Raw genomic sequence first — 19,358 nt, forward strand, 5'->3', positions numbered from 1 at the left:
AACAACCCTCAGTGGGTCAGAACGTCAGCTTCCAGCTGTTGATGTAGCCGGTGTCGAGGCTGGCCACGTCCTGGACCCGCAGCTTCCAGACACCCGCGGCCGTCTCCGAGGAGGCGTTGACGGTGTAGGTCGCGATCACGTTGTCCGCGGAGTCGGAGGACGAGGAGTTCTTCAGCCGGTACTCCGTGCCGTCCGGCGCCACGAGGTCGATGACCAGGTCACCGCGCCAGGTGTGGACGATGTTCACGTCCACGGTGAGCGGGTTGGACGCGGCTCCGGCCCGGTTGACGTTGATCGGCGACTCGACCGTGCTGTTGTCGGGGATCTGGTAGTCGGCGGTGTTCTCGAAGACCGACTGGTTGCCCTCCTCGTCGACCCGCCAGGTCCAGCTCGCCGTACCGGTCTCCCCGGTCGCGTCCGTCACCGTGACCGTCGGGCTGTAGCTCGCCGCCGTGGTCGGCGTACCCGAGACGCGTCCGGTGGCGGCGTCGATGGACAGCCCGTCCGGCAGACCGGTGGCCGCGTAGGAGAGCGCGCCGGCGTTGGTGGAGGACGCCTGGACGTCCAGCGTGACGGCCTGGCCCACCAGGGAGTACTGGCTGCCCGGCGGGATCACCGTCACCCCGTCGAGGATCCTGGCGCCGACGTTGATCGCGGCCCAGGCGTTGGCGGTGTTGTTGTAGGTGACCGAGCCGAGCCCGTACAGGTCGGCGGCGGCCTGCAGGGTGGCGGTGCGGGCGGCCGCGTAGTTGGTCGTGGACGTCATGTACGTGGTCAGCGCCCGGAACCAGATCTTCTCGGCCGCGGCGCGGCCGATCGGCGTCACCGGAAGACCGTCGTAGGTCGGCGAGTCGTAGGAGACGCCGTTGACGACCTTGGCGCCGCTGCCCTCGGAGGCGAGGTAGAACCAGTGGTTCGCCGGACCCGAGGAGTAGTGGACGTCGACGTTCCCGAGCGTGGAGGACCAGTAGTCGCGCGAGGAGCCGTCCTTGCTGGGCTTGTCCATGTAGCGCAGCGGGGTGCCGTCGCCATTGATGTCGATCTTCTCGCCGACGAGGTAGTCACCGACGTCGCTCGCGTTGCCGGCGGCGAACTCGACCGCGGCGGCGAAGATGTCGGACGTCGCCTCGTTCAACCCGCCCGACTCACCGCTGTAGTTGAGCCCGGCGGTGACCGAGGTCAGGCCGTGCGTCATCTCGTGCGCGGCCACGTCGATCGAGGTCAGCGGGTTGGCGTTGCCCGAGCCGTCGCCGTACGTCATGCAGAAGCAGGCGTCCTGCCAGAACGCGTTGACGTACGCGTTGCCGTAGTGGACCCGGCTGTAGGGCGCCACCCCGTCGTTGCGCAGCCCGTTGCGGCCGTGCACGTTCTTGTAGTAGTCCCAGGTCAGGGCCGCACCGTAGTGCGCGTCGGCGCCCGCGGTCTCCAGGTTGGAGGTGGTCCCGTCGCCCCAGACGTCGTCGGACCCGCTGAACAGCGTGCCCGTGCCGGACGAGCCGCGGTTCAGGTTGTACGTCCGGTGGTTGCCGCGCTCCGCGTCGGTCAGCGTGTACGACGACCCGGACTGGCTGGTGCCGAGCGTGACCGTCCCGCTGTAGCGGGTGTTGCCGGTGCCGGTGTGCACCCCCTCGTACTCGAACAGCTTCTCGCCGCTCTGCGCGTCGGTGACGACATGCAGCTCACTGGGGGTGTCGTCGTGCTGGAACCCGCTCACGACGGTCTCGTACGCGAGCGTCGGCGTGCCCTTCGCGGCCCACACGACCTTGCGGACGCTGTCCGCCTCGGTCTTGGTGGAGCCCTCCTTCTTCGCCGCGGCGACGGCCTGCTTCTCCGCGGTGGCCTTGCTGACGTCGGCGCTCAGGTCCGACACCTTCAGCTTCGCCTTGCGGGCCCGCGTGACGCTCTCGACGGCGCCGCTCTTCGAGGTGTGGACGACCAGGTCGCCACCGAGCACGGGAAGACCGGCGTAGGTGCGCTCGTAACGCGTGTGCACGGTGCCGTCGGCGTCCTTGGTGACGTCGCGGACCCGCAGCTTCTCCTTGGCCCCGAGACCGAGGCGGCCCGCGGTCCTGTCCGTGGCCTTCTCGGCCCGCTGGATCAGGCTCTTGCGCTGGGCCGGGCTGAGCTTGGCGGGCAGCGACCCGCGGTCCGGTGCGGCGGCCGCGGGACGGGCACTGCCTTCGGTGCCGTCGTCGCGGGCGCTGGCGGAAGCGCTCGGCAGGGCCGCGGTGATCATGGCCGCCGCGGCGACCAGCGCGGCGGTGGCCGCGAGGCGGGTGCGGGGAGACCTGCGGGTGGAGGTACCGGTGGATCTGTGGGGGGTCTTTCTCACGCGAACTCCTTTGCTGCGGCCGTCGGACGGGCGGCCGTACGAAGGACCCGGCGCACGGATTGGTTGCGTCGGGTGGTGCAGGCGGAACTGCGAAGCGGGTGCGCGTGCGCCTCAGTGAGGCGGATGGGCACAGAGTGTCAGACCCGGGTGGCGCATGTCAGGGGCATATCAAGTGTTTGGCCGGAAGCCGTCCGCTTCCCGAACGGAAATCTCCGCTGATCGGTCAATTCGCAAGCCCAGTAGGGGAGTTGATCGCCCGACTGGTGCGGATATCACCCTCGTCCCGCCCTCCGGAACCAACTGTCGCAGCAGCTCGTCTCAGCCGTACACTGACAATTCGTAGCCATGGGGGCGTAGTTGACGGGGGGACACGGCATGTCCGGAGACCAGTACGACAGATTTGGTGGATATCCGGGAGGATATGGGGCATTCGCGGTGCCGCCGATGCCGACGGCACCACCACCCGCGCCGGCGGACGGCTTGCGGGCCGCCGCCGTGGCCGTGCTCAACCTGAGCGGTCTCGGACTCGGTTACGCCTTCATGCGCCGCTGGCTGCTGATGCTGGTCTGCTGGGCGGCGACGGCCGTCCTCCTGTTCGTGGTGCTGCCGGCCGACCCGGACGGCGTCTCGGGCGGAACGCTCGCCTTGTACGGCCTGTTCCTGCTCCTCGCGGCCGCGCACGGCGCCTACGTCGGTCTGCGCACCCGCCTGGTGTGGCCCACGAGCTCCCCGCTCGCCATCCTGCTCGGCGTGGTCCTGCTGGCCCTGCCGGCCGCGAGCGGCGTGCTCTACGAGAGCGCCCGGCAGGAAGCGATCGAGAAGATGCTCCTGGACCGGCTGGACGACGCCGACGGCCTGGTCGAGAAGGCCTCGGGCCAGTCCTTCGGCACGGCCGAGCCCAAGTACCGCAAGGCGCTGAACGCCTATCAGGGCCTCACCGCCGACCACCCCGACTCCCGGGCGGCCGAGAAGATCCCCGCCCGTCTGAAGACCTTCTACACGACGGTCGGCGCCCCCTACGAGGAGAAGAACTACTGCGAGGCCGTCGAGCCCCTGGAGTTCCTGCGCACGGTCCCCCGTACGGTGAGCAAGAAGGAGCTCGGCTCACTGGCCACCTGGCCCGACGACCGACTGGCGACCTCCCTGTACGAGTGCGGCAGCTACGGCCTGAACGGCAACGACGACGCCAACTGGTCGACCATGTTCAACAACCTCCTCGACACCTTCCCGAAATCCGATCAGGCCGCCAAGGTGGAACCGGCCGTGAAGGCGGTGGTCGACGATGCGGTGAAGGACGTCGGCGGCGACGATCCCTGCGCGGCCGTGGACAGCCTGAAGTCGCTGAGCACCCAGGTACAGGGTCTCGGCGGGGCGGAGGCGGGCATCGACAAGGCGCTCGACGACGACGCCTCCCGAGCGGACAGCGCGGCTTCGACGGGTGTTTACGCCTGCGGAGTGGACCAGTACAAGGACGGTGACTTCGAGGAGGCCGTGACGTCGATGAACGACTTCGTCGCCGCCCACAAGAGCCACAAGAACGCGCCCCGCGCCAAGAAGATCGCGATAGCCGCCGAGGTCGCCCAGGAGATCCCCGCGGCGGGCAAGCGCCTGCCGACCACCCGCTCCGGCGGCAGCATCTCCGTCACGGTCAAGAACGACAGCCCCGAGGACATCACGGTGATGTACACCGGCCCGGTCACGGGCAGCTTCAAGCTGAAGGGCTGCGGCAGCTGCACCACCTACTCGTGGAGCAGCACCCTGCTCACCAACTTCAAGCCGTGCAACGACAACAAGAAGTATCCGCAGAAGACGATCAGCCTGCCGACGGGCACGACGTACTTCGTGCACAAGCCGAAGAGCGGCTCCACCTCCACGCCGGCGACGGACACGGCGAAGCTGTCCTCGGGCTACATCTACACGGAGTGCGCCTACATGACGTCGGGCTACGGCGCGAACTCCTGATCCCCCACCGGGAACTTCTCTCGTGGTGCGTCCGTACTTCACCGCGAGGCCGGACCATCATGGTGTACGACGGAAGCGAGTTGCCATGCAGACGAACGACCCGTCCCAGCTCGAGACCACCCTGCCCGACGGGCGGCGCATGACCCTGTCGCTCCCCGCGACGGACGCGGAGTGGGCCGCGGGTGGAGTCAAGGCACTGAGTGTCGTCCCGCCCACGCACACCGGCCGCGGCGAGGAGCCTCCGGCCCTCCCCGAGCAGCCGGTGCTCGCCCCCGAGGTGGCCTGGCTCGCGCTGGGTCTCTGACCGCCGACAGCGGTTGAATCATTCAGCCATCTGAAGGTTGACTTTCGGCTTGTCGAGCCAGAGGATTCCGGGGGTGACGCACTCCGCCCCCGGGTCCGACGGCCCGGTTCTCCCCGCCGCCCTCGACGAGGCGGCCCATCGCTGCCTCGTCGCGGGCTTCGGCGGGACGACGACCGTGCCCGACCCCCTGAAGCGGCTCGTCGACCGTGGGCTCGGCGGGGTCATCCTCTTCACCCGCAACGTCCGCGACGCCGACCAGGTCCGCGAACTCACCGGGACACTGCGGGCGTTGCGCCCTGACCTGCTGGTCGCGATCGACAACGAGGGCGGCGGCATCGGCCACCTGGTGGCCGCGGGCGCCCCCGAGGTACCGGGCTCCTGGGCGCTCGGCGTCGCCGACGACCCCCGGCTCACCGCCTCCTGCGCCGACGCCCTGGCCGGACACCTGCTCTCCCTCGGCATCACCGCCTCCTACGCCCCCGTCGCCGACGTCCAGAGCCGTCCCGAGAACCCGATCGTGCGCACCCGCGCCTTCGGCGGCGACCCCGGGCTGGTCTCCCGGCATCTGCGCGCCTGGATCGAGGCCACCGAGGCACGCGGCGTGGCCTCCTGCGCCAAGCACTTCCCCGGCCACGGCGGGACCGTCACCGACAGCCACCACGAGCTGGCGGTCGACCCGAGGCCGTACGACCGGCTCGACCTCGCGCCCTTCCGGGCCGCCGTCGACGCGGGTGTGCCCATGCTGATGAGCGCCCATGTCGTCTTCCCGGCCCTCGACCCGGACCGGCCCGCCACCCTCAGCCCGCGCATCCTCTCCGAGCTGCTGCGCGGCGAACTCGGCTTCGACGGCGTCCTCGTCAGCGACGCGCTGGAGATGAAGGCCATCGCCGACCGCTACGGCGAGGCGGCCGGCGCCCGGCTCGCGCTCGCCGCCGGAGCGGACCAGGTCATCGTCGCCGTACCGGATCCGGCGGTCACCCTCGCCTGCCGGGACGCCGTGCTCGACGCACTGCGGAGGGGCGAACTGTCAGAGGGGCGCGTCACCGAGGCCGCCGAGCGGGTACGGCGGCTCGCGCTGCGGTACGCGGTGCCGTACCGGCCGGGTGCCGTGGCCGCGTGGGACGCGGACGCCGGGCTGACGGCGGCGCGGCGGGCCGTACGCGGCGACGGACCGCTGCCGGAACCGGTGTCGGGCGCCCATGTCGTCGACTGCTTCCCGCCCCCGCACCCCGCCCTCAACTGGGGCGGCGAGGACCTCCTGACCGAGGTGCGTGCGCTCGACGTATCGGCCACGGGGACGGCGGTCGCCGGGGAGCCGGAGGACGTCGGGGCGGTCGTGGAGGAGGCGCTGCGGGCGGCGCAGGGGCGGCCGCTGGTCGTCGCCGTGTGCGACGCGGAGCTGTATCCCTGGCAGAGGCGCCTGCGGGACATGCTGGCGACGGCGCGACCGGACGCGCTGGTGGTCTCCACCGGGTTGCCGGAACCGGGCAGCGCGGTCTGCGCGTACGGCCGGGGGCGGGTCAATCTGCGGGCGGTGGCGGAGGTGCTGGCGGGGCGGACGCTCTGACGGCGTCCGCCCCTCGGCACTCTCACTTCCCCTCGATCAACTCCGTGATCCCCCTCGCTGAGAGGTACGCCGTGTCCTGCGCGCGCTCCGCGAGGACCACCGCCGGGCGGGCGCCCTCCTGGCGCAGGCGCATCCAGGCCTCGAAGAAGGCGCCGCCCGGGCCGGAGACCGAGCGGGTGGACGGGGTGCAGTCCAGGACCAGAGCCGTGCTGCGGGGCTCGGGAGGCGCCGGTGCCGCCCGGAGTCCGGCGACCGTGGTGGACAGGGCCTCCGCGATCGGTTTGGGGCGGCCCGTGGAGTCGAACAGACCGAGCGTGTACTCCAGTTCGGGGAAGTCGGCCAGGGAGCGGTCGACATCGTGGGAGCACCACCAGGTGACGCCCCACAAGTGTGTGCAGCCGGCCGCGTTCAGGAGGGTCGCGCGGGCGAAGTCGGGGGCGTCGGCCGCCGGGATGTGCGGCTCGGGGGCGCCGGTCTCCTGGACCCAGACCGGGCGGGCCGGGTCGGTGGCGTAGGCGGCGGCCAGTTCCGTGCCGTACTCCGCGAGATGGTGCACCTGCGGTGAGCGCGGGCCGTAGCGGCCGGCGCAGTTCGCGGAGAAGACCCACGGGTGGACGGTGGTCAGGTCGCCCTTGCGGGCCGAGGCCTCGGGGGTGAAGGGGTGGTCGTCGCCGTACCAGGCGGCGTCGTACGCCGAGTGCGTGACCAGGCCGCCGCCCTCGCCCAGCCCGCCCCGCGCGGCGGCCAGCAGGGTGTCCAGGTAGTGGTCGACCTCGGCCACGGACACCGGGTTGTGCTCGACCAGGTTGTTGAGCTCGTTGCCGAGCTGGAGGCCGATGAGGTGGGGGTGGCCGGAGAGGGCGCCGCCGAGCGTGCGCAGCAGCAGGGCCTGGGCCTCGATCGCCTCGGGGTCGGTGAAGACGTTGCGGTGGTGCCAGCTGCGTGTCCACTCCGGGTAGAAGTCGAAGCTCGACAGGTGGCCCTGGACGCCGTCCACGAGGACGTCGAGGCCGCACTCGGCCGCCAGGTCCACCAGCCGGACGAGCTGGTCCACGGCCGACGCCCGGACCAGAGCGCGGTTGGGCTGGAGCAGGGGCCAGAGGTGGAAGACCCGGACGTGGTCCAGGCCCAGCCCGGCGATCTGCGCCAGATCCTCACGCGCGAGCCCGGGATCGAAGTCGTGCCAGGCGTGGAACCAGCCCCGGCGTGGGGTGTAGTTGACCCCGAAGCGGAGTGTGGGCGCGGGCGAGGGCGGCGTGCTGATGGCGTCCTCCTCAAGAGATGGACCTTGTCTCCGGCGAATGTATCAACCACCATGGACGGCGATGAATAGTGATTTGAACCAAGCTTTCGCCGCCTTCGTGGTCGGCCTCGACGCCGGTGGTACCCGTACCCGTGCCGTCCTCGCCGACCTGGGCGACGGCCGCACCCGGGGCGAGGGATCGGCCGGGCCGGGGAACTCGCTGACCGTGCCCGGGCCGGTGCTCGCCGACCATCTCGCCGAAGCCATCGGCCGAGCCGTGCCCGAAGCGCTGCGCGGGCGGGTGGTCGCGGTGGCGGGTGGTTTCGCGGGGGCCGGTCACCAGGCCCAGGGCGCCGACGAGCCCGGCCGGTTGCGGGCGCGGGCCGCCCTGTCCGCCGCGCTCGCCCGGCTCGGCATCGCGGCGGCCACGGTCGGCGTCCACAGCGACATCGAGACCACGTTCGCCGCGGCTCCAGGTCATCCCGCCGACGGGCTGGTCCTGGTGGCCGGCACCGGCGCGGTCGCGGCCCGGATCGCCGGACGCGTGCCGACCGCGACCTCCGGTGGCGACGGCTGGCTCCTCGGAGACGACGGCGGCGGCTTCTGGATCGGCCGAGCGGCCGTACGGGCGGTCCTGCGGGCCGCCGACGGCCGGAGCGGACCCACCGCACTCGTCCTCGCCGTCGGCCGGGACCTCGGGCTGCCCGGGGAGGTCCTGCCGCCGGAGGGCTACGGGGTCACGGACGCCGCGCACTGGAGCGCCGAGCGCCGCACCGCCTACCGTGCCCACCTGCTGCCCGCAGTGATGGACCGGTCTCCCGTCCGGCTGGCCGACCACGCGCCCGCGGTGGTGCGCACGGCCGAGAAGAAGGACGCCGTCGCCGTACACATCCTCCAGGAGGCCGCCCGGCGCCTGGCCGAGACCGTCGCGGCCCTGGCGCCCCGTCCGGGCGAACCCCTCGTCGCCACCGGCGGCCTGCTCGCCCCGAACGGCCCCCTGCTACCCCCGCTGACCGAACGCCTGGCCCCCCTCGGACTCGCCGTGACCCCGGTGGCGGACGGCTCCCCGGGCGCCGTCGCCCTGGCCCGCCTCGCCCACGGCGCCGTCGGCTGACCTGCCTCACCCACCCGACAACCGCAGCGCCGGACCCCAGGCCTGCAAGGCCCCTCCCCACGCCCACAAGGACGACCCATGCCACCTCAGGACCGGACGGGCGCCCCGGCCGCCGACGCCTCCGCGCAACCCCCGTACCTCGACCCGGCCACCCCCCTCGACACCCGCGTGACCGACCTCCTCTCCCGTATGACCCCGCGTGAGAAGGTGGGCCAGCTCAACCAGAGGATGTACGGCTGGGACGCCTACCGCCGCACCCCGGACGGGGACTTCGAGCTCACCGAGGCCCTGTACGCCGAGACCGAGCGCTTCGCGGGCCTCGGCGCCCTCTACGGCCTGATGCGCGCCGATGCCTGGTCCGGGGTCGAGCACGGCCGGGGACCCGGCGCCGAGGACAGTGCCGACCTCGCCGACCTGGTCCAGCGCCATGTGCTGGAGCGCAGCCGCCTCGGGATCCCCGCCCTGTTCGTCGAGGAGGTGCCGCACGGCCACATGGCCCTCGACGGCACGGTCCTCCCCGTCAATCTGGCCGTCGGCGCCACCTGGGACCCCGACCTGTACGAGCGCGCCGCCGCCCACGCCGCCGCGGAACTGCGCGCCCGGGGCGGCCATGTGGCCCTCGTCTCCGCGCTGGACATCGCCCGGGACCCGCGCTGGGGTCGCACCGAGGAGTGCTTCGGCGAGGACCCGTACCTCGCGGCCCGGCTGACCGAGGCACTGGTGCGGGGCATGCAGGGAACGCGGGAGCTCTTCGCCGCGGACAAGGCCCCGGTCGTCCTCAAGCACTTCGCCGGTCAGGGCGCCACGGTCGGCGGCCGCAACTCCGCGGAATCGGAACTCGGCCTGCGTGAACTGCACGAGATCCATCTCCCGGCCGCCCGGGCCGGTGTCCGGGCCGGTGCCGCCGCCGTCATGGCCGCCTACAACGAGGTGGACGGCGTGCCGTGCTCCGGCAACCGGGCCCTGCTCACCGGAATCCTCAGGGACGACTGGGGTTTCGAGGGGCTCGTCATGGCCGACGGCCTTGCCGTGGACCGGCTGGCCCGCATCACCGGTGACAAGATCTCCGCCGGAGCGCTCGCGCTCAACTCCGGTGTCGATCTGAGCCTTTGGGACGAGGGCTTCACGCATCTGGAGGAGGCGGTCGAGCGAGGGCTGGTCAGCGAGGAGACCCTCGACGTCGCCGTCGCCCGCGTTCTGCGTCTGAAGTTCCGCCTGGGGCTGTTCGACGAGCGGAGTCCGACGACGGCGCCGCCCGTGGGCGGCAGGCAGGTGAGCACCGCCCTCGCGCGGGCCGCGGTCACCCTCCTGCGCAACGACGGCATCCTGCCCGTACCGGCGACGGTCTCCCGTATCGCCGTCATCGGGCCCCAATCCGCCACCGCGGCACATCAGTCGGGCGACTACACCGCCCCGCAGCCCCCCGGCGCCGACGCGAGTGTGCTCGACGCGCTGCGGCGGCTCGCCCCGCCCGGCATCGACATCCGCCATGCCCCGGGCTGTTCCCTCACCGGCGACGACCTCTCCGGCATCCCCGAGGCGATCGCCGAGGCCGCCTCCTGCGACCTGGCCGTACTGGTCCTGGGCGGCAGCAGCGCCCGCACCGCGGGAACCGTGTTCGACGCCAACGGGGCCGCGCTCACGGCTGTGTCCGAGATGACCTGCGGGGAGGGCGTCGACCTCGCCGGGCTCCGGCTCGGCGCCGCGCAGTACGCGCTCCTGGACGCGGTCGTGGCGACGGGTACGCCGACGGCGGTGGTCCTGATCCAGGGCCGCCCGCACGTGGTGCCCGACTCGGGGGGCGCGGTGCTCACCGCCTGGTATCCGGGCCCGTGGGGCGGCGACGCGATCGCCGAGGTGCTGCTGGGACTCGCGGACCCCACGGGCCGACTGCCCGTCTCGGTGCCGCGCTCGGTCGCCCAACTCCCCGTCTACTACAACCACAAGGACACCGAGTACGGCGCCTACGTGGACGAGAGCGCCGAGCCGCTCCACTCCTTCGGGCACGGGCTGTCGTACACGAGTTTCGCGTACGGCACACCACGCCTCGTGGGGTCCGCCGTCGAGGTCGACGTCACCAACACCGGGAGACGGCACGGGCGTGCGGTCGTCCAGGTGTACCTCCGGCGGCTGATCACTCCCGTATGGCCGCGCACCCTCGAACTGTGCGCGTTCGAGGGTGTCAACCTTGCGCCGGGTGAGCGCCGTACGGTCTCACTGTCCTTCGACGTGCCCCCCGGGGCCGGTGCCGTCGAGATCCGCGTCGCCGAGTCCGCGCGGGCGGCGCTCACCGCGGCGCCCCTGGTCCTGGACCTGAGAGACCGCCCTCAGAGCTTCACGGCCCCGGAGGAGACCCCCTTGTAGAACCACCGCTGGGTGATCACGAACAGCACCAGCACCGGGATCACGGAGATCACCGAGCCCGCCATCACCATCCGCTGGTCGTAGCCGAAGGACGAGGACTGCAGACGGGACAGGCCCAGTGTGAGGGTGAAGTGGTCCTCGGTACGCAGCACGATCAGGGGCCAGAGGAAGTCGTCCCAGGCGCTGATGAAGGTGTTGATGGTGACGACGAGGATCGCGCCCCACGCGGACGGCAGATACAGATACCGGAACCGCTTCCACTCGCCCGCCCCGTCCAGCATCGCCGCGTCCTCGATCTCGCGCGGTACGGCGAGGAACGCGGCCCGCATGATGAGGACGTTGATGGCCGCGACGAAGCCGGGCAGCCAGACCCCGACCACGTTGTCGACCAGGCCCAGGTCGCGGATGCTGAGGAACAGCGAGACCATGATCGATTCGAAGGGGAACATCATGGACGCCATCAGCAGCACCCAGACCAGCTTGCGGCCCTTCCAGCTCGGCTTGGAGAGCATGTAGCCGGCGAGCGTGGAGAAGACCAGCTGGCTGGTGACCGACAGCACGACGACGGCCAGGCTGTTGCGGATGTAGGTCCACACCGGGACCTGGGCGAACACCTCGCGGTAGGCGCGCAGGGTCGGATCACGCGGGAAGAGGGAGGCGTTCGAGCCGAACACGTCCTCGCCGACGCCCTTCAGCGACGACAGCAGCTGCCAGAGCAGCGGGCCGATGGTGATGCCGAGGACGAACAGCAACAGCAGGTAGCGGACGACGAGTTCGCGCGGGCGACCGTAGTCCCGCCAGCGCGGCATCAGGCGCCGCCGCTTCTCCTCCGTGGGCTCCACGGACGTCACGGCTGTCGTCGTCATGCCTCGTCCTCCTTCGTCAGGCGCTGAGCGAGCAGCGTGAGGCCCAGGGTGAGTACGAAGAGGGCGACGCTGACCGCCGAGCCGTAACCGGCATTACCGGTCAGCGGGTCGAGGGCGACGTCCCGGATGTAGAAGGGGAGGGTGCGGTCGGCGCCGCCGGGACCGCCGGTGGAGCCGCCGAGCATGTAGATCTCGGTGAACACGCGCAGCGAGCCGATGCCGGTGAGGGTGCCGACGAGCATCATCGAGGTGCGTACGCCGGGCATGGTGACGTGCCAGAAGCGGCGGATCGCGCCCGCGCCGTCCACGGCGGCGGCCTCGTGCAGCTCCTTGGGCACATTCCCCAGCGCGGCCAGGTAGAAGATCATGTACCAGCCGAGGCCCTTCCACAGGGTGAGCCCCATCGCGCACAGCAGGATCAGCCAGGAGTCGGACAGGAAAGGGATCGCCGACCTGATCAGGTGGGCCTTCTGCAGCCATGTGTTGACCAGGCCCTGGTCGCTGAGCAGCCACTGCCAGCTGAGACCGACGACCACGCTGGAGGCGAGGACCGGGGTGTAGAAGGCGGAGCGGAAGAAGCCGATGCCCGGCAGGTTCTTCTCCACCAGCACGGCCAGCATCAGCGGCAGCAGCACCATCAGCGGGACCACGATCAGCGCGTACAGCACGCTGTTGCGGGTGGCGAGCCAGAAGTCGGAGTCGCCCAGCATGCGCGTGTAGTTGTCCAGGCCCACGAACGAGGCGGCTCCGCCGAGCGGTTTGGCGTCGGTGAAGGACAGCAGCAGCGTGTTGAGGAACGGGTACACGCCGAAGACGGTGACGCCGACGATCGCCGGTGACATCCACAGCCACGGCAGCCACCAGCGACGGTAGAGCGCGGCGCCGCCCGCGTCGGCGGTGGGTCCGGGCCTGACGGCCCGGAGCAGGCGGCGCCGGCCGCTCGGTTCCCCGGGTCGGGGGCCGCGGGGGAGCGCGACCCCCGATCCCTTGGTGGGGGGAGAGAGGGTGGTCATACTCAGCTGCCCTGCTCGATCAGCTCGTTGGCCTTCTTCTGGGCCTCGTCCAAGGCGTCCTGGGCGCTCTTCTTGCCCTGCATGGCCAGCTGGATCTGGGCCGTGATGGCGTTCAACTCGCCGGGCGTCAGGGCGATCTCGTCGGCCGTCGAGGTCTTGCGGTCACTGGCGACGATCTTGCGGGCCTCGGCGAACGGGTCGTCGCCCTTCACCGACTGGAAGAACGGGTCGTCGAGGGAGGCCGTGGTGGAGGGGAAGATGACCACGTTCGGGTCCTTCGCCCACTCCAGCTGGTTCCGCGCGTTGGTCAGGAACTGGGCGAAGGACAGCGCGGTCGCCGCGTTCTTGCTGGTCGACGCGACGCCGATGTACTGCGGGGCGCCGACGGTGTGGCCCAGGTCGTCCAGCATGAAGCGGGCGACACCGGTCTTCTTGTAGACGCTCGGGTTGTTCTGCTGGATGAACCGCAGGAAGTTGGGGTTCGTCGGGCCGTAGACCAGCTTGCCCTGACCGTAGACATTGGCGGGGTCCTGGGTGGAGGAGAGCGAGTCCCTCGGCATGCCGCCGCTCTTGTAGAGCTTCGTCATGGCCTCGACCCACCGCGCGGTCTTCGGGTCGTCGGCGAAGGTGAACTTCTTGCCGTCGGAGGACAGGACCTTGATGTCCATCTGCTGCCAGTCGGCCGGGATGCGCAGCTGCGGATTGGCGAGGAACGCGTAGTACTTGCCGTCCGAGACCTTCGCTATCTTCTCGGCGTCCTCGAACAGCCCGAGGACGGTCGTCGGAGGTTTGGCCGGATCCAGGCCCGCCTTCTTCATCAGGTCGGTGTTGAAGGTCTGCACGATGCCGCCGGAGTACCAGGGCAGCACGCTGTGCGCCTTGGAGCCCGAGGCGTCCGCGTACATGCTCGACTTCCACAGGTTGGGCACGAACGGTTCGCCCGCGTCCGGTGCCTTCTTGTCGAGGTCCAGCAGATAGCCGTTCTTGGTGAGCGCGATCGCCGTGTTGACGTTGATGTTCACCACGTCCGGCAGCGTGCAGCCCTGTGCGTCCGCCACCAGGCGCTGGGTGAACGTGGCGTCGCCCGGGTCGTCGACCCACTTCACGGTGGTGTCCGGGTGGGCCTTCTCGAAAGCCTTGATGACTCCGTTGAAGTAGCCGCCGAAGTCCTTCTTCAGGTTGGTCGTCTGGAAGGTGATCTTCCCCTTGACGTCCCCCGTGAGCTTCCCGGAACCGACGTTGCCCTGGTCGACCTTGCAGCCGCCGGCCGTGGCGTCCCCGCTGTCGGAACCACCGCCCGACAGGCCGCAGCCGGCGGCGGTCAGGGTGAGGGCGATGACGCCCGCCACGCATCCGGTCACTCTTCTCGCGCGCATGTTGCCTCCTGCGATCAGTCAGCCCGCTGGACCCAGCTGCTGGTTCAAATCACCAACTTGGACTTCGATTGATGAAAAGGTGGACCAGAATTCATCGGAGGTCAATGCTTTGCCGTGTTGCTTTTCGGTTCCGAGTCGTCGGCCGGGTGTTCAGTGCCGGTGCTCGTGGTCGGGGTGCGTCGGGTCGCCCGGGTGCTCGTGTCCCGGCGCGTACTCCACGTCGGCGCGGGCCCGGTCCAGCCAGTCGAAGAAGGCCTGCCGGCCCATGGCCCGCCGCAGCTCCCGCACCACGTCGTCGTGGACGTCGTCGTACGGCAGGAAGTCGCCCGGCCCCGCCCCGCCGTACGGGTCGACGCCGCGCCGCAGAGCCTCCCGGGTGAGGAAGCGGTCCGGATTGCGGTCGTAGTAGGCCCGTGCGGCCTGGTCGGGCACGCTCTGCTCGGCCTCCAGTGCCGCCAGCAGGGTGCGCGCGGCGGGGGAGTGGGCGAGCGCCACCGCGATGATGCTGCCCAGGTCGGCGACCTCGGTCCCGGACACCGCGAGCGCGGGGGCCGGTGACACCTCGGGCGGCGGCGCGAGCCCGCGCTCGGCGCAGGCCCGGCGGGCCAGCTCGTCGGCGACCACGACCTGCGTGGCCCACCGCCTTCGCTGCCGCTCCGCCCGCGCCTGTCCCTCCGGCCGCGTCTCGTGGTCCCGGGCGGGCACGGCGTCCAGTACGGCGTCGACGCGGTACCGGGGGACGGGCTCACCATCGACGAGCACCGCGTGCCCGCTCGGGGCCGGATGCCTGTGCGGCGCGGCGTGGTGGCCCGGCCCCGAACGACCGTCGCGCGCCGGAGGCTCGCTCATGGCGTCACTTCCAGCACGATCGTCTCCGTATAGGCCACGCATCCGTGCCAGCCGGCCTTCGCCATCAGCCAGTAGGACCCCGGGGGTACCGCCGAGCCGTCCACCTGGACCACGCACTCGGCGCTCTCCCCGGCGCCCAGGGCGAACCCCTGAAGGCCCGGCCCGACGCCCGCCCAGGTTCCCCAGGAAGACAGTGCCCACAGCTGCCCGCTCACCGGCCCCCGGGTCGTGTTGCGCACGCTCACCGGCACCCGCACCCGTTCGCCCCGGCGCACCTCGACACGGTCGACGCCCAGCTCCATCACCAGACTCGGCCCGGTCCGACCGTCGGGCTCGCCCTCCGCCGCCTCGCCGGGCACGTCCAGGGCGATCACGTCCTCGAACGTCTGCCCGTCGTACGCCAGCCGCGCGGCGAGCGAGTAGCGGCCCGGCACCGGGTCCGGCGGGGGCGTCACGGTGACCTCGGTGAGCGAGAAACCGCCCGGGCCGAGCGCGTACGGCAGTGCGGCGGGCTCGATGCTCCAGCCGGGCGGCACCTCCAGGGCCACCGTGCCCGACACGGGCGCGTCCGTCAGCTCGGAGGAGATACGGACCACCGAGGTGACCGGGCCGTCGGCCGTCAGCGCGGTGGGCGACAGGTACACGGCCACGGGCATGTTCCCCCGGGGCGCGGGGCCGGAGTTGTGCAGCCAGTAGCGGGTGTGCACGGGCTGGGCGGGTTCGTGCGCGGCGACGCCGGGGCCCGGGGCCTGCTTGCCGTCCACCGGCGAGGCCAGCACCGTGGCCACCTCGAACCCCGTCAGGTCCAGCTCCAACGCCCCGTCCACGCCGGGGGACAGGGCCTCACCGGGCCGTTCCAGGACGTCCGCCCGGCTGCCCTCGGCCCAGGCCGACGGCCCCGCCACCCGCGCCCGCACCGGCCGTCCGTCCACCTCGTGCGCCCGTACGACGACTCCGCGCGCGGGGTCCGCAGGCGCCGTACCGCCCCGGGCCAGCGGCGACCCGGCCGGCTTCAGCGCGTCCAACAGCACCCGGCCCTCGGGCTCCAGCGCCAGCAGGGCCGCGGTCCTCGGTAGGCCGGCCGGCGTCCCGGCGGGCTCCCGCAGCCGTACCGTGAGCGGGTGATCGGGCTCCCGCAACCGCGCCGTCAGCGGACGGTTGAAAGCATGCCCGGCACGCGGCCAGCCCAGGTCGCGCCAGTCGCCCTCGCCGGCGACGACCGCGTACTCGAAGGTGTGCGACCAGCGTTGCAACTGGAAGCCCGAGCCGTCCGGGGCCGTACGGCGGGGCGGGTCGACCCAGATGCCGGAGGGCCAGCCGGTGCAGGAGCGCATCAACGACATGTAGAGGTCGCCTGAGGTGGTGACCACGCAGCCGGGGGTGCCCCGGTTGAGGATCGCGAAGCCCCGCCCGTCCCAGGCGTCGCCCGGCGGCAGCGCCTCGCCGCCACCGGCTGCCGTGGCCCGTACGGTCGCGTCGTCCAGGTCGGCGATCAGCGCGTCCACGGCCTTCGCGTCGTCCTCGGGGCGGGCGCCCGCCACCACGAGCAGCGGCAGCCGCTCCAGGTCGCGCAGGTCGGCGCCGGGCACCCACTCCTCGCGGAGGGAGGCACGCGGCGCCACCCACACCGAGGCCAGGCCGTCCTCGGCGAGTCGGCGGCGCAGTTCGCGGGCGGCGGCCGGGTCCCAGCCGAGGGCCTCGGCGACCAGGGAGTTGCGCTCCGGGCCGCCGACGGCGATGCGGATGTCGGGGAGGTTGGAGTCGACCTCCAGGTCGCCGTAGCGCGGGCCGCCCGCGATCGTCGAGGTGGCCGTGACGCCCGTGCGGACCAGGGCGGCGGCGAGCGGGGTGCCCAGTTCACCGGCGGTGTCCCAGTCGCTGAAGATCAGCTCGGCCACGCCGATCGACCGATGACCCAGGAGCGCGCCGGAGTCGTCGTGGACGGCGACGCGGGCCGTTGAGCTGAGCCCGAACCAGGTGTTCGCGGGGTTGTCCAGCGTCCACGGGAACCGTTCGCTGTCCACCTCCACGAACCCGAAGCCCCGCCCGATCACCGCGTCCGCGACCTCGTGCACCGGCAGTGCGCCGCGCACGTCCGAGGGCCAGCGCACCCGGATCAGCCGGTCGGCGCCGTCGTAGCCGTCGACGGTCGTCGTCACGTCCAGCCGGTCGACGCCCGCCCAGAGCGTGAGCCGCTGGGTGTAGCGGAAGAGGCCCAGGTCGGCGCGGACGGTGATGCGGGAGCCTGCCGCAGAGTGCTCGACATCGATGTCAGCTGTCACATCCCGGCTGCGAGCGGCGGTGGTGCCGGTCGGCGTGAGGTGCCAGGGGCCCTCACCGAAGCGCGGGTGCCTCGGATACTCCTCCTGTACCACCAGCTCGTTGCCGATGTCCCCGGCGCGCAGCAGCTCCCGACCGTTCTCGCCCCCGGGTTCGGCGAGCGCCCGCAGACTGCTGACGCCGCCTCCCCGCGCCGGGTCGACGGTCACCTCGTAGAACTCGTTGCGGATCGTCGTCCCCTCGCCGGCCGTCCAGCCGGAGATCGAACCCTCCGCGAGGGAGAGCGCCTTGAGGCCCATGCCGGGCACCTCGGGCACCACGACCCGCAGTTCGCCGTCCTCGCGCACGGCCGGAAGCGGCAGCCCGGTGTGGTCCAGCGGGACCCGTCCGGGGTCGGCGACGGTCAGCACGTCCTTGCGCTGCCAGGTCGCGGAGTTGAAGACGACCAGATCGGCGCCGTCGCCCGGCAGCGGCACGACACGATCGGCGAGCGCCTGGGTCGCGTCGGCGTGCACCTCCTCCGCCAGGTCGTACAGCTCCCGCCAGCCGGTGAGCAGGTCGATGTACACCTGGTCCGACTCGGAGCCGGTGATGGCGTCGTGGTGGGCACCGTAGATCAGCTGCCGCCAGGCCTTGTCGAGGGCCGCGTCCGGGTAGGGGTGCCCGGTGGTGAGGGAGGCGAGGGTCGCCCAGGCCTCGGCGTCGGCGAGCAGCGCCTCGCCGTACCGCTGGGCCTGCTTGGTGTCGATGTACGAGACGTCCTTGCCGGTGTAGACCGGGTTCATGTCCCGGGTCTGCGGGGACGCCGTGCGCCCCTCCCGCTCCAGCTCGGCCCGTACGGCGGCGAAGAAGTCCCGGGGGATGCCGCTGACGAACCGGGGCCAGACGTAACGGGTGTTCCAGTCGCGGTGGATGCCCATCACCCAGCGGCACGGCGGAGCGTAGTCGCCGCCGACCGGCAGCAGGACGTTACGGGTGAGCGCGACCTTCTTCAGCCCCCGGAAGAGCTTGAGCGCGGCGGCCTCCGCCTCGGGGAGGGTGGGCGCGTTGTCGATGGCCCAGCCGGCGCCGTAGTGGTTGACCATGTACGCGGTCAGCAGGCCGCGCCCGGAGGGGGCGATCCAGCTGAACTCGGCCGGGAACTGCATCCGTTGCGGATCGCGCGGCTCCTCGCCGAAGACCGACAGGGTCGGCCCCCACTGGTGGAACGGCCCGCGCGCCCACGAACTCGACGTGACCCCCGCGTCCGCCATCAGCCCCGGGAACTGCGGGTCGTGCCCGAACGCGTCCAACTGCCAGGCGGTCTCCGGCGCGGCCCCGATGATCCCGCGCTGGAAGCCGTCGCCGTACAGCGCGTTGCGCACGGTCGCCTCGGCGCCGGTGAGGTTGGTGTTGGGCTCGTTGTAGGTGCCGCCCATGATCTCGACCCGGCCGGTGCGGATCAGCTGCCGCAGGAAGGCCCGCTCCTCGGGGAAGGCGTCCCAGTAGGGCTTGAGGTAGTCCACCTCGGCGAGCACGAAGGTGTACGCGGGGTCGCGCCGGGCCAGATCGCAGTGGGCCCGCACCAGACTCATGCCGCTCTGGCCGCGCGAGTCGAAGGTCCGGGCGGGCAGGCCCGTGACGGCCGGGTCGTCGGCGACGTCCCAGGTCTCGGTGTAGGCGGCCTGGGTGTTCCACCAGACGGGGTCGTAGTGGAAGTGGCTGACCATGAACATGGTCCAGCCGGGCTCGGCGGCCGTGAACTCGGCCGTCTGCCGGGCGGCCCGGTCCCCGTCGACGGCGGTGACGGTGATCTCCCGGCGGTCGCCGGGGACCAGGCCGTCGACGGCCACGGGCATCTCGGCGCGTACGGTTCCGTCCTCGCCGGCGGCGACGACGTTCTCCCCGACACCACGCACGCCCGGGCCCTCCAGGCTCAGCCGGACCGGCCGCCCGGGCTCGTGCTCGATGTCGACGGCGACCACCTGGTGCGGCTGGTCCTCCGTGCCGACGAAGAGCTCGGTGGACTCCACAGAGATGACACGCATGGGGCTCCTACGAGTGCTCGGCGGAGCCCCATCCTGGCAGCGTGGGGTGGTTCAATCAACC

General features: G+C 71.7%; 12 protein-coding genes. 5 read left to right on the forward strand and 7 right to left on the reverse strand.

Annotated elements, in window-relative coordinates; translation table 11 throughout:
• Positions 1-16: 16 nt before the first annotated feature.
• Entirely contained in the window at positions 17-2,236 is a 2,220-nt protein-coding gene (locus SGFS_RS50455) for a M4 family metallopeptidase (RefSeq protein ID WP_286260431.1), read from the reverse strand.
• Between the two features lie 540 nt (positions 2,237-2,776).
• Between SGFS_RS50455 and SGFS_RS50460 the strand changes: the two genes are divergently transcribed.
• The 3 genes from SGFS_RS50460 to SGFS_RS50470 all read left to right on the forward strand — a co-directional run bounded on the left by SGFS_RS50460 (position 2,777) and on the right by SGFS_RS50470 (position 6,165).
• Positions 2,777-4,294, forward strand: coding sequence for a hypothetical protein (locus tag SGFS_RS50460; protein WP_286259580.1), 1,518 nt, complete (start codon positions 2,777-2,779; stop codon positions 4,292-4,294).
• Positions 4,295-4,379: 85 nt separating this feature from the next.
• On the forward strand, positions 4,380-4,598 hold the full coding sequence (locus SGFS_RS50465; RefSeq protein WP_286259582.1) for a hypothetical protein: 219 nt from the start codon (positions 4,380-4,382) through the stop codon (positions 4,596-4,598).
• 73 nt (positions 4,599-4,671) lie between these two features.
• A complete protein-coding gene (locus tag SGFS_RS50470) occupies positions 4,672-6,165 on the forward strand; it encodes a glycoside hydrolase family 3 N-terminal domain-containing protein (RefSeq protein ID WP_286259584.1) in 1,494 nt (497 codons plus the stop codon).
• 22 nt (positions 6,166-6,187) lie between these two features.
• Here the strand turns inward: SGFS_RS50470 and SGFS_RS50475 are convergent, their stop codons facing one another.
• On the reverse strand, positions 6,188-7,468 hold the full coding sequence (locus SGFS_RS50475; protein ID WP_434028250.1) for a glycoside hydrolase 5 family protein: 1,281 nt from the start codon (positions 7,466-7,468) through the stop codon (positions 6,188-6,190).
• Between the two features lie 22 nt (positions 7,469-7,490).
• On the opposite strand from SGFS_RS50475, the gene SGFS_RS50480 reads away from it, so the two are divergent.
• Together SGFS_RS50480 and SGFS_RS50485 are read left to right on the forward strand one after the other, a co-directional pair.
• Entirely contained in the window at positions 7,491-8,522 is a 1,032-nt protein-coding gene (locus SGFS_RS50480; protein ID WP_286259586.1) for a BadF/BadG/BcrA/BcrD ATPase family protein, read from the forward strand.
• A gap of 78 nt (positions 8,523-8,600) precedes the next feature.
• Positions 8,601-10,886, forward strand: coding sequence for a glycoside hydrolase family 3 N-terminal domain-containing protein (locus SGFS_RS50485; protein ID WP_434028167.1), 2,286 nt, complete (start codon positions 8,601-8,603; stop codon positions 10,884-10,886).
• Here the strand turns inward: SGFS_RS50485 and SGFS_RS50490 are convergent.
• The 5 genes from SGFS_RS50490 to SGFS_RS50510 form a co-directional block, all read right to left on the reverse strand.
• Positions 10,850-11,752, reverse strand: coding sequence for a carbohydrate ABC transporter permease (locus SGFS_RS50490; protein ID WP_286259587.1), 903 nt, complete (start codon positions 11,750-11,752; stop codon positions 10,850-10,852). The genes SGFS_RS50485 and SGFS_RS50490 overlap by 37 nt on opposite strands.
• On the reverse strand, positions 11,749-12,765 hold the full coding sequence (locus tag SGFS_RS50495; protein ID WP_286259588.1) for a carbohydrate ABC transporter permease: 1,017 nt from the start codon (positions 12,763-12,765) through the stop codon (positions 11,749-11,751). The genes SGFS_RS50490 and SGFS_RS50495 overlap by 4 nt, the downstream gene beginning before the upstream one ends.
• A gap of 2 nt (positions 12,766-12,767) precedes the next feature.
• Positions 12,768-14,141, reverse strand: a complete 1,374-nt coding sequence (locus tag SGFS_RS50500; RefSeq protein WP_286259590.1) for an extracellular solute-binding protein — start codon at positions 14,139-14,141, stop codon at positions 12,768-12,770.
• Between the two features lie 150 nt (positions 14,142-14,291).
• On the reverse strand, positions 14,292-14,990 hold the full coding sequence (locus SGFS_RS50505; RefSeq protein ID WP_286259593.1) for a peptidyl-prolyl cis-trans isomerase: 699 nt from the start codon (positions 14,988-14,990) through the stop codon (positions 14,292-14,294).
• Positions 14,987-19,297, reverse strand: a complete 4,311-nt coding sequence (locus tag SGFS_RS50510) for a glycoside hydrolase family 38 N-terminal domain-containing protein (protein WP_286259594.1) — start codon at positions 19,295-19,297, stop codon at positions 14,987-14,989. Before SGFS_RS50510 ends, SGFS_RS50505 begins: the two co-directional genes overlap by 4 nt.
• Between the last annotated feature and the right edge of the window lie 61 nt (positions 19,298-19,358).

Source organism: Streptomyces graminofaciens (assembly GCF_030294945.1).
GTDB lineage: Bacteria > Actinomycetota > Actinomycetes > Streptomycetales > Streptomycetaceae > Streptomyces > Streptomyces graminofaciens.

Coding starts and splice junctions, on each gene's coding strand:
- SGFS_RS50485 (WP_434028167.1), top strand. CDS start 8,601: ATGCCACCTCAGGACCGGACGGGCGCCCCGGCCGCCGACGCCTCCGCG.
- SGFS_RS50490 (WP_286259587.1), bottom strand. CDS start 11,752: ATGACGACGACAGCCGTGACGTCCGTGGAGCCCACGGAGGAGAAGCGG.
- SGFS_RS50505 (WP_286259593.1), bottom strand. CDS start 14,990: ATGAGCGAGCCTCCGGCGCGCGACGGTCGTTCGGGGCCGGGCCACCAC.
- SGFS_RS50495 (WP_286259588.1), bottom strand. CDS start 12,765: ATGACCACCCTCTCTCCCCCCACCAAGGGATCGGGGGTCGCGCTCCCC.
- SGFS_RS50480 (WP_286259586.1), top strand. CDS start 7,491: ATGAATAGTGATTTGAACCAAGCTTTCGCCGCCTTCGTGGTCGGCCTC.
- SGFS_RS50460 (WP_286259580.1), top strand. CDS start 2,777: ATGCCGACGGCACCACCACCCGCGCCGGCGGACGGCTTGCGGGCCGCC.
- SGFS_RS50455 (WP_286260431.1), bottom strand. CDS start 2,236: ATGATCACCGCGGCCCTGCCGAGCGCTTCCGCCAGCGCCCGCGACGAC.
- SGFS_RS50465 (WP_286259582.1), top strand. CDS start 4,380: ATGCAGACGAACGACCCGTCCCAGCTCGAGACCACCCTGCCCGACGGG.
- SGFS_RS50500 (WP_286259590.1), bottom strand. CDS start 14,141: ATGCGCGCGAGAAGAGTGACCGGATGCGTGGCGGGCGTCATCGCCCTC.
- SGFS_RS50510 (WP_286259594.1), bottom strand. CDS start 19,297: ATGCGTGTCATCTCTGTGGAGTCCACCGAGCTCTTCGTCGGCACGGAG.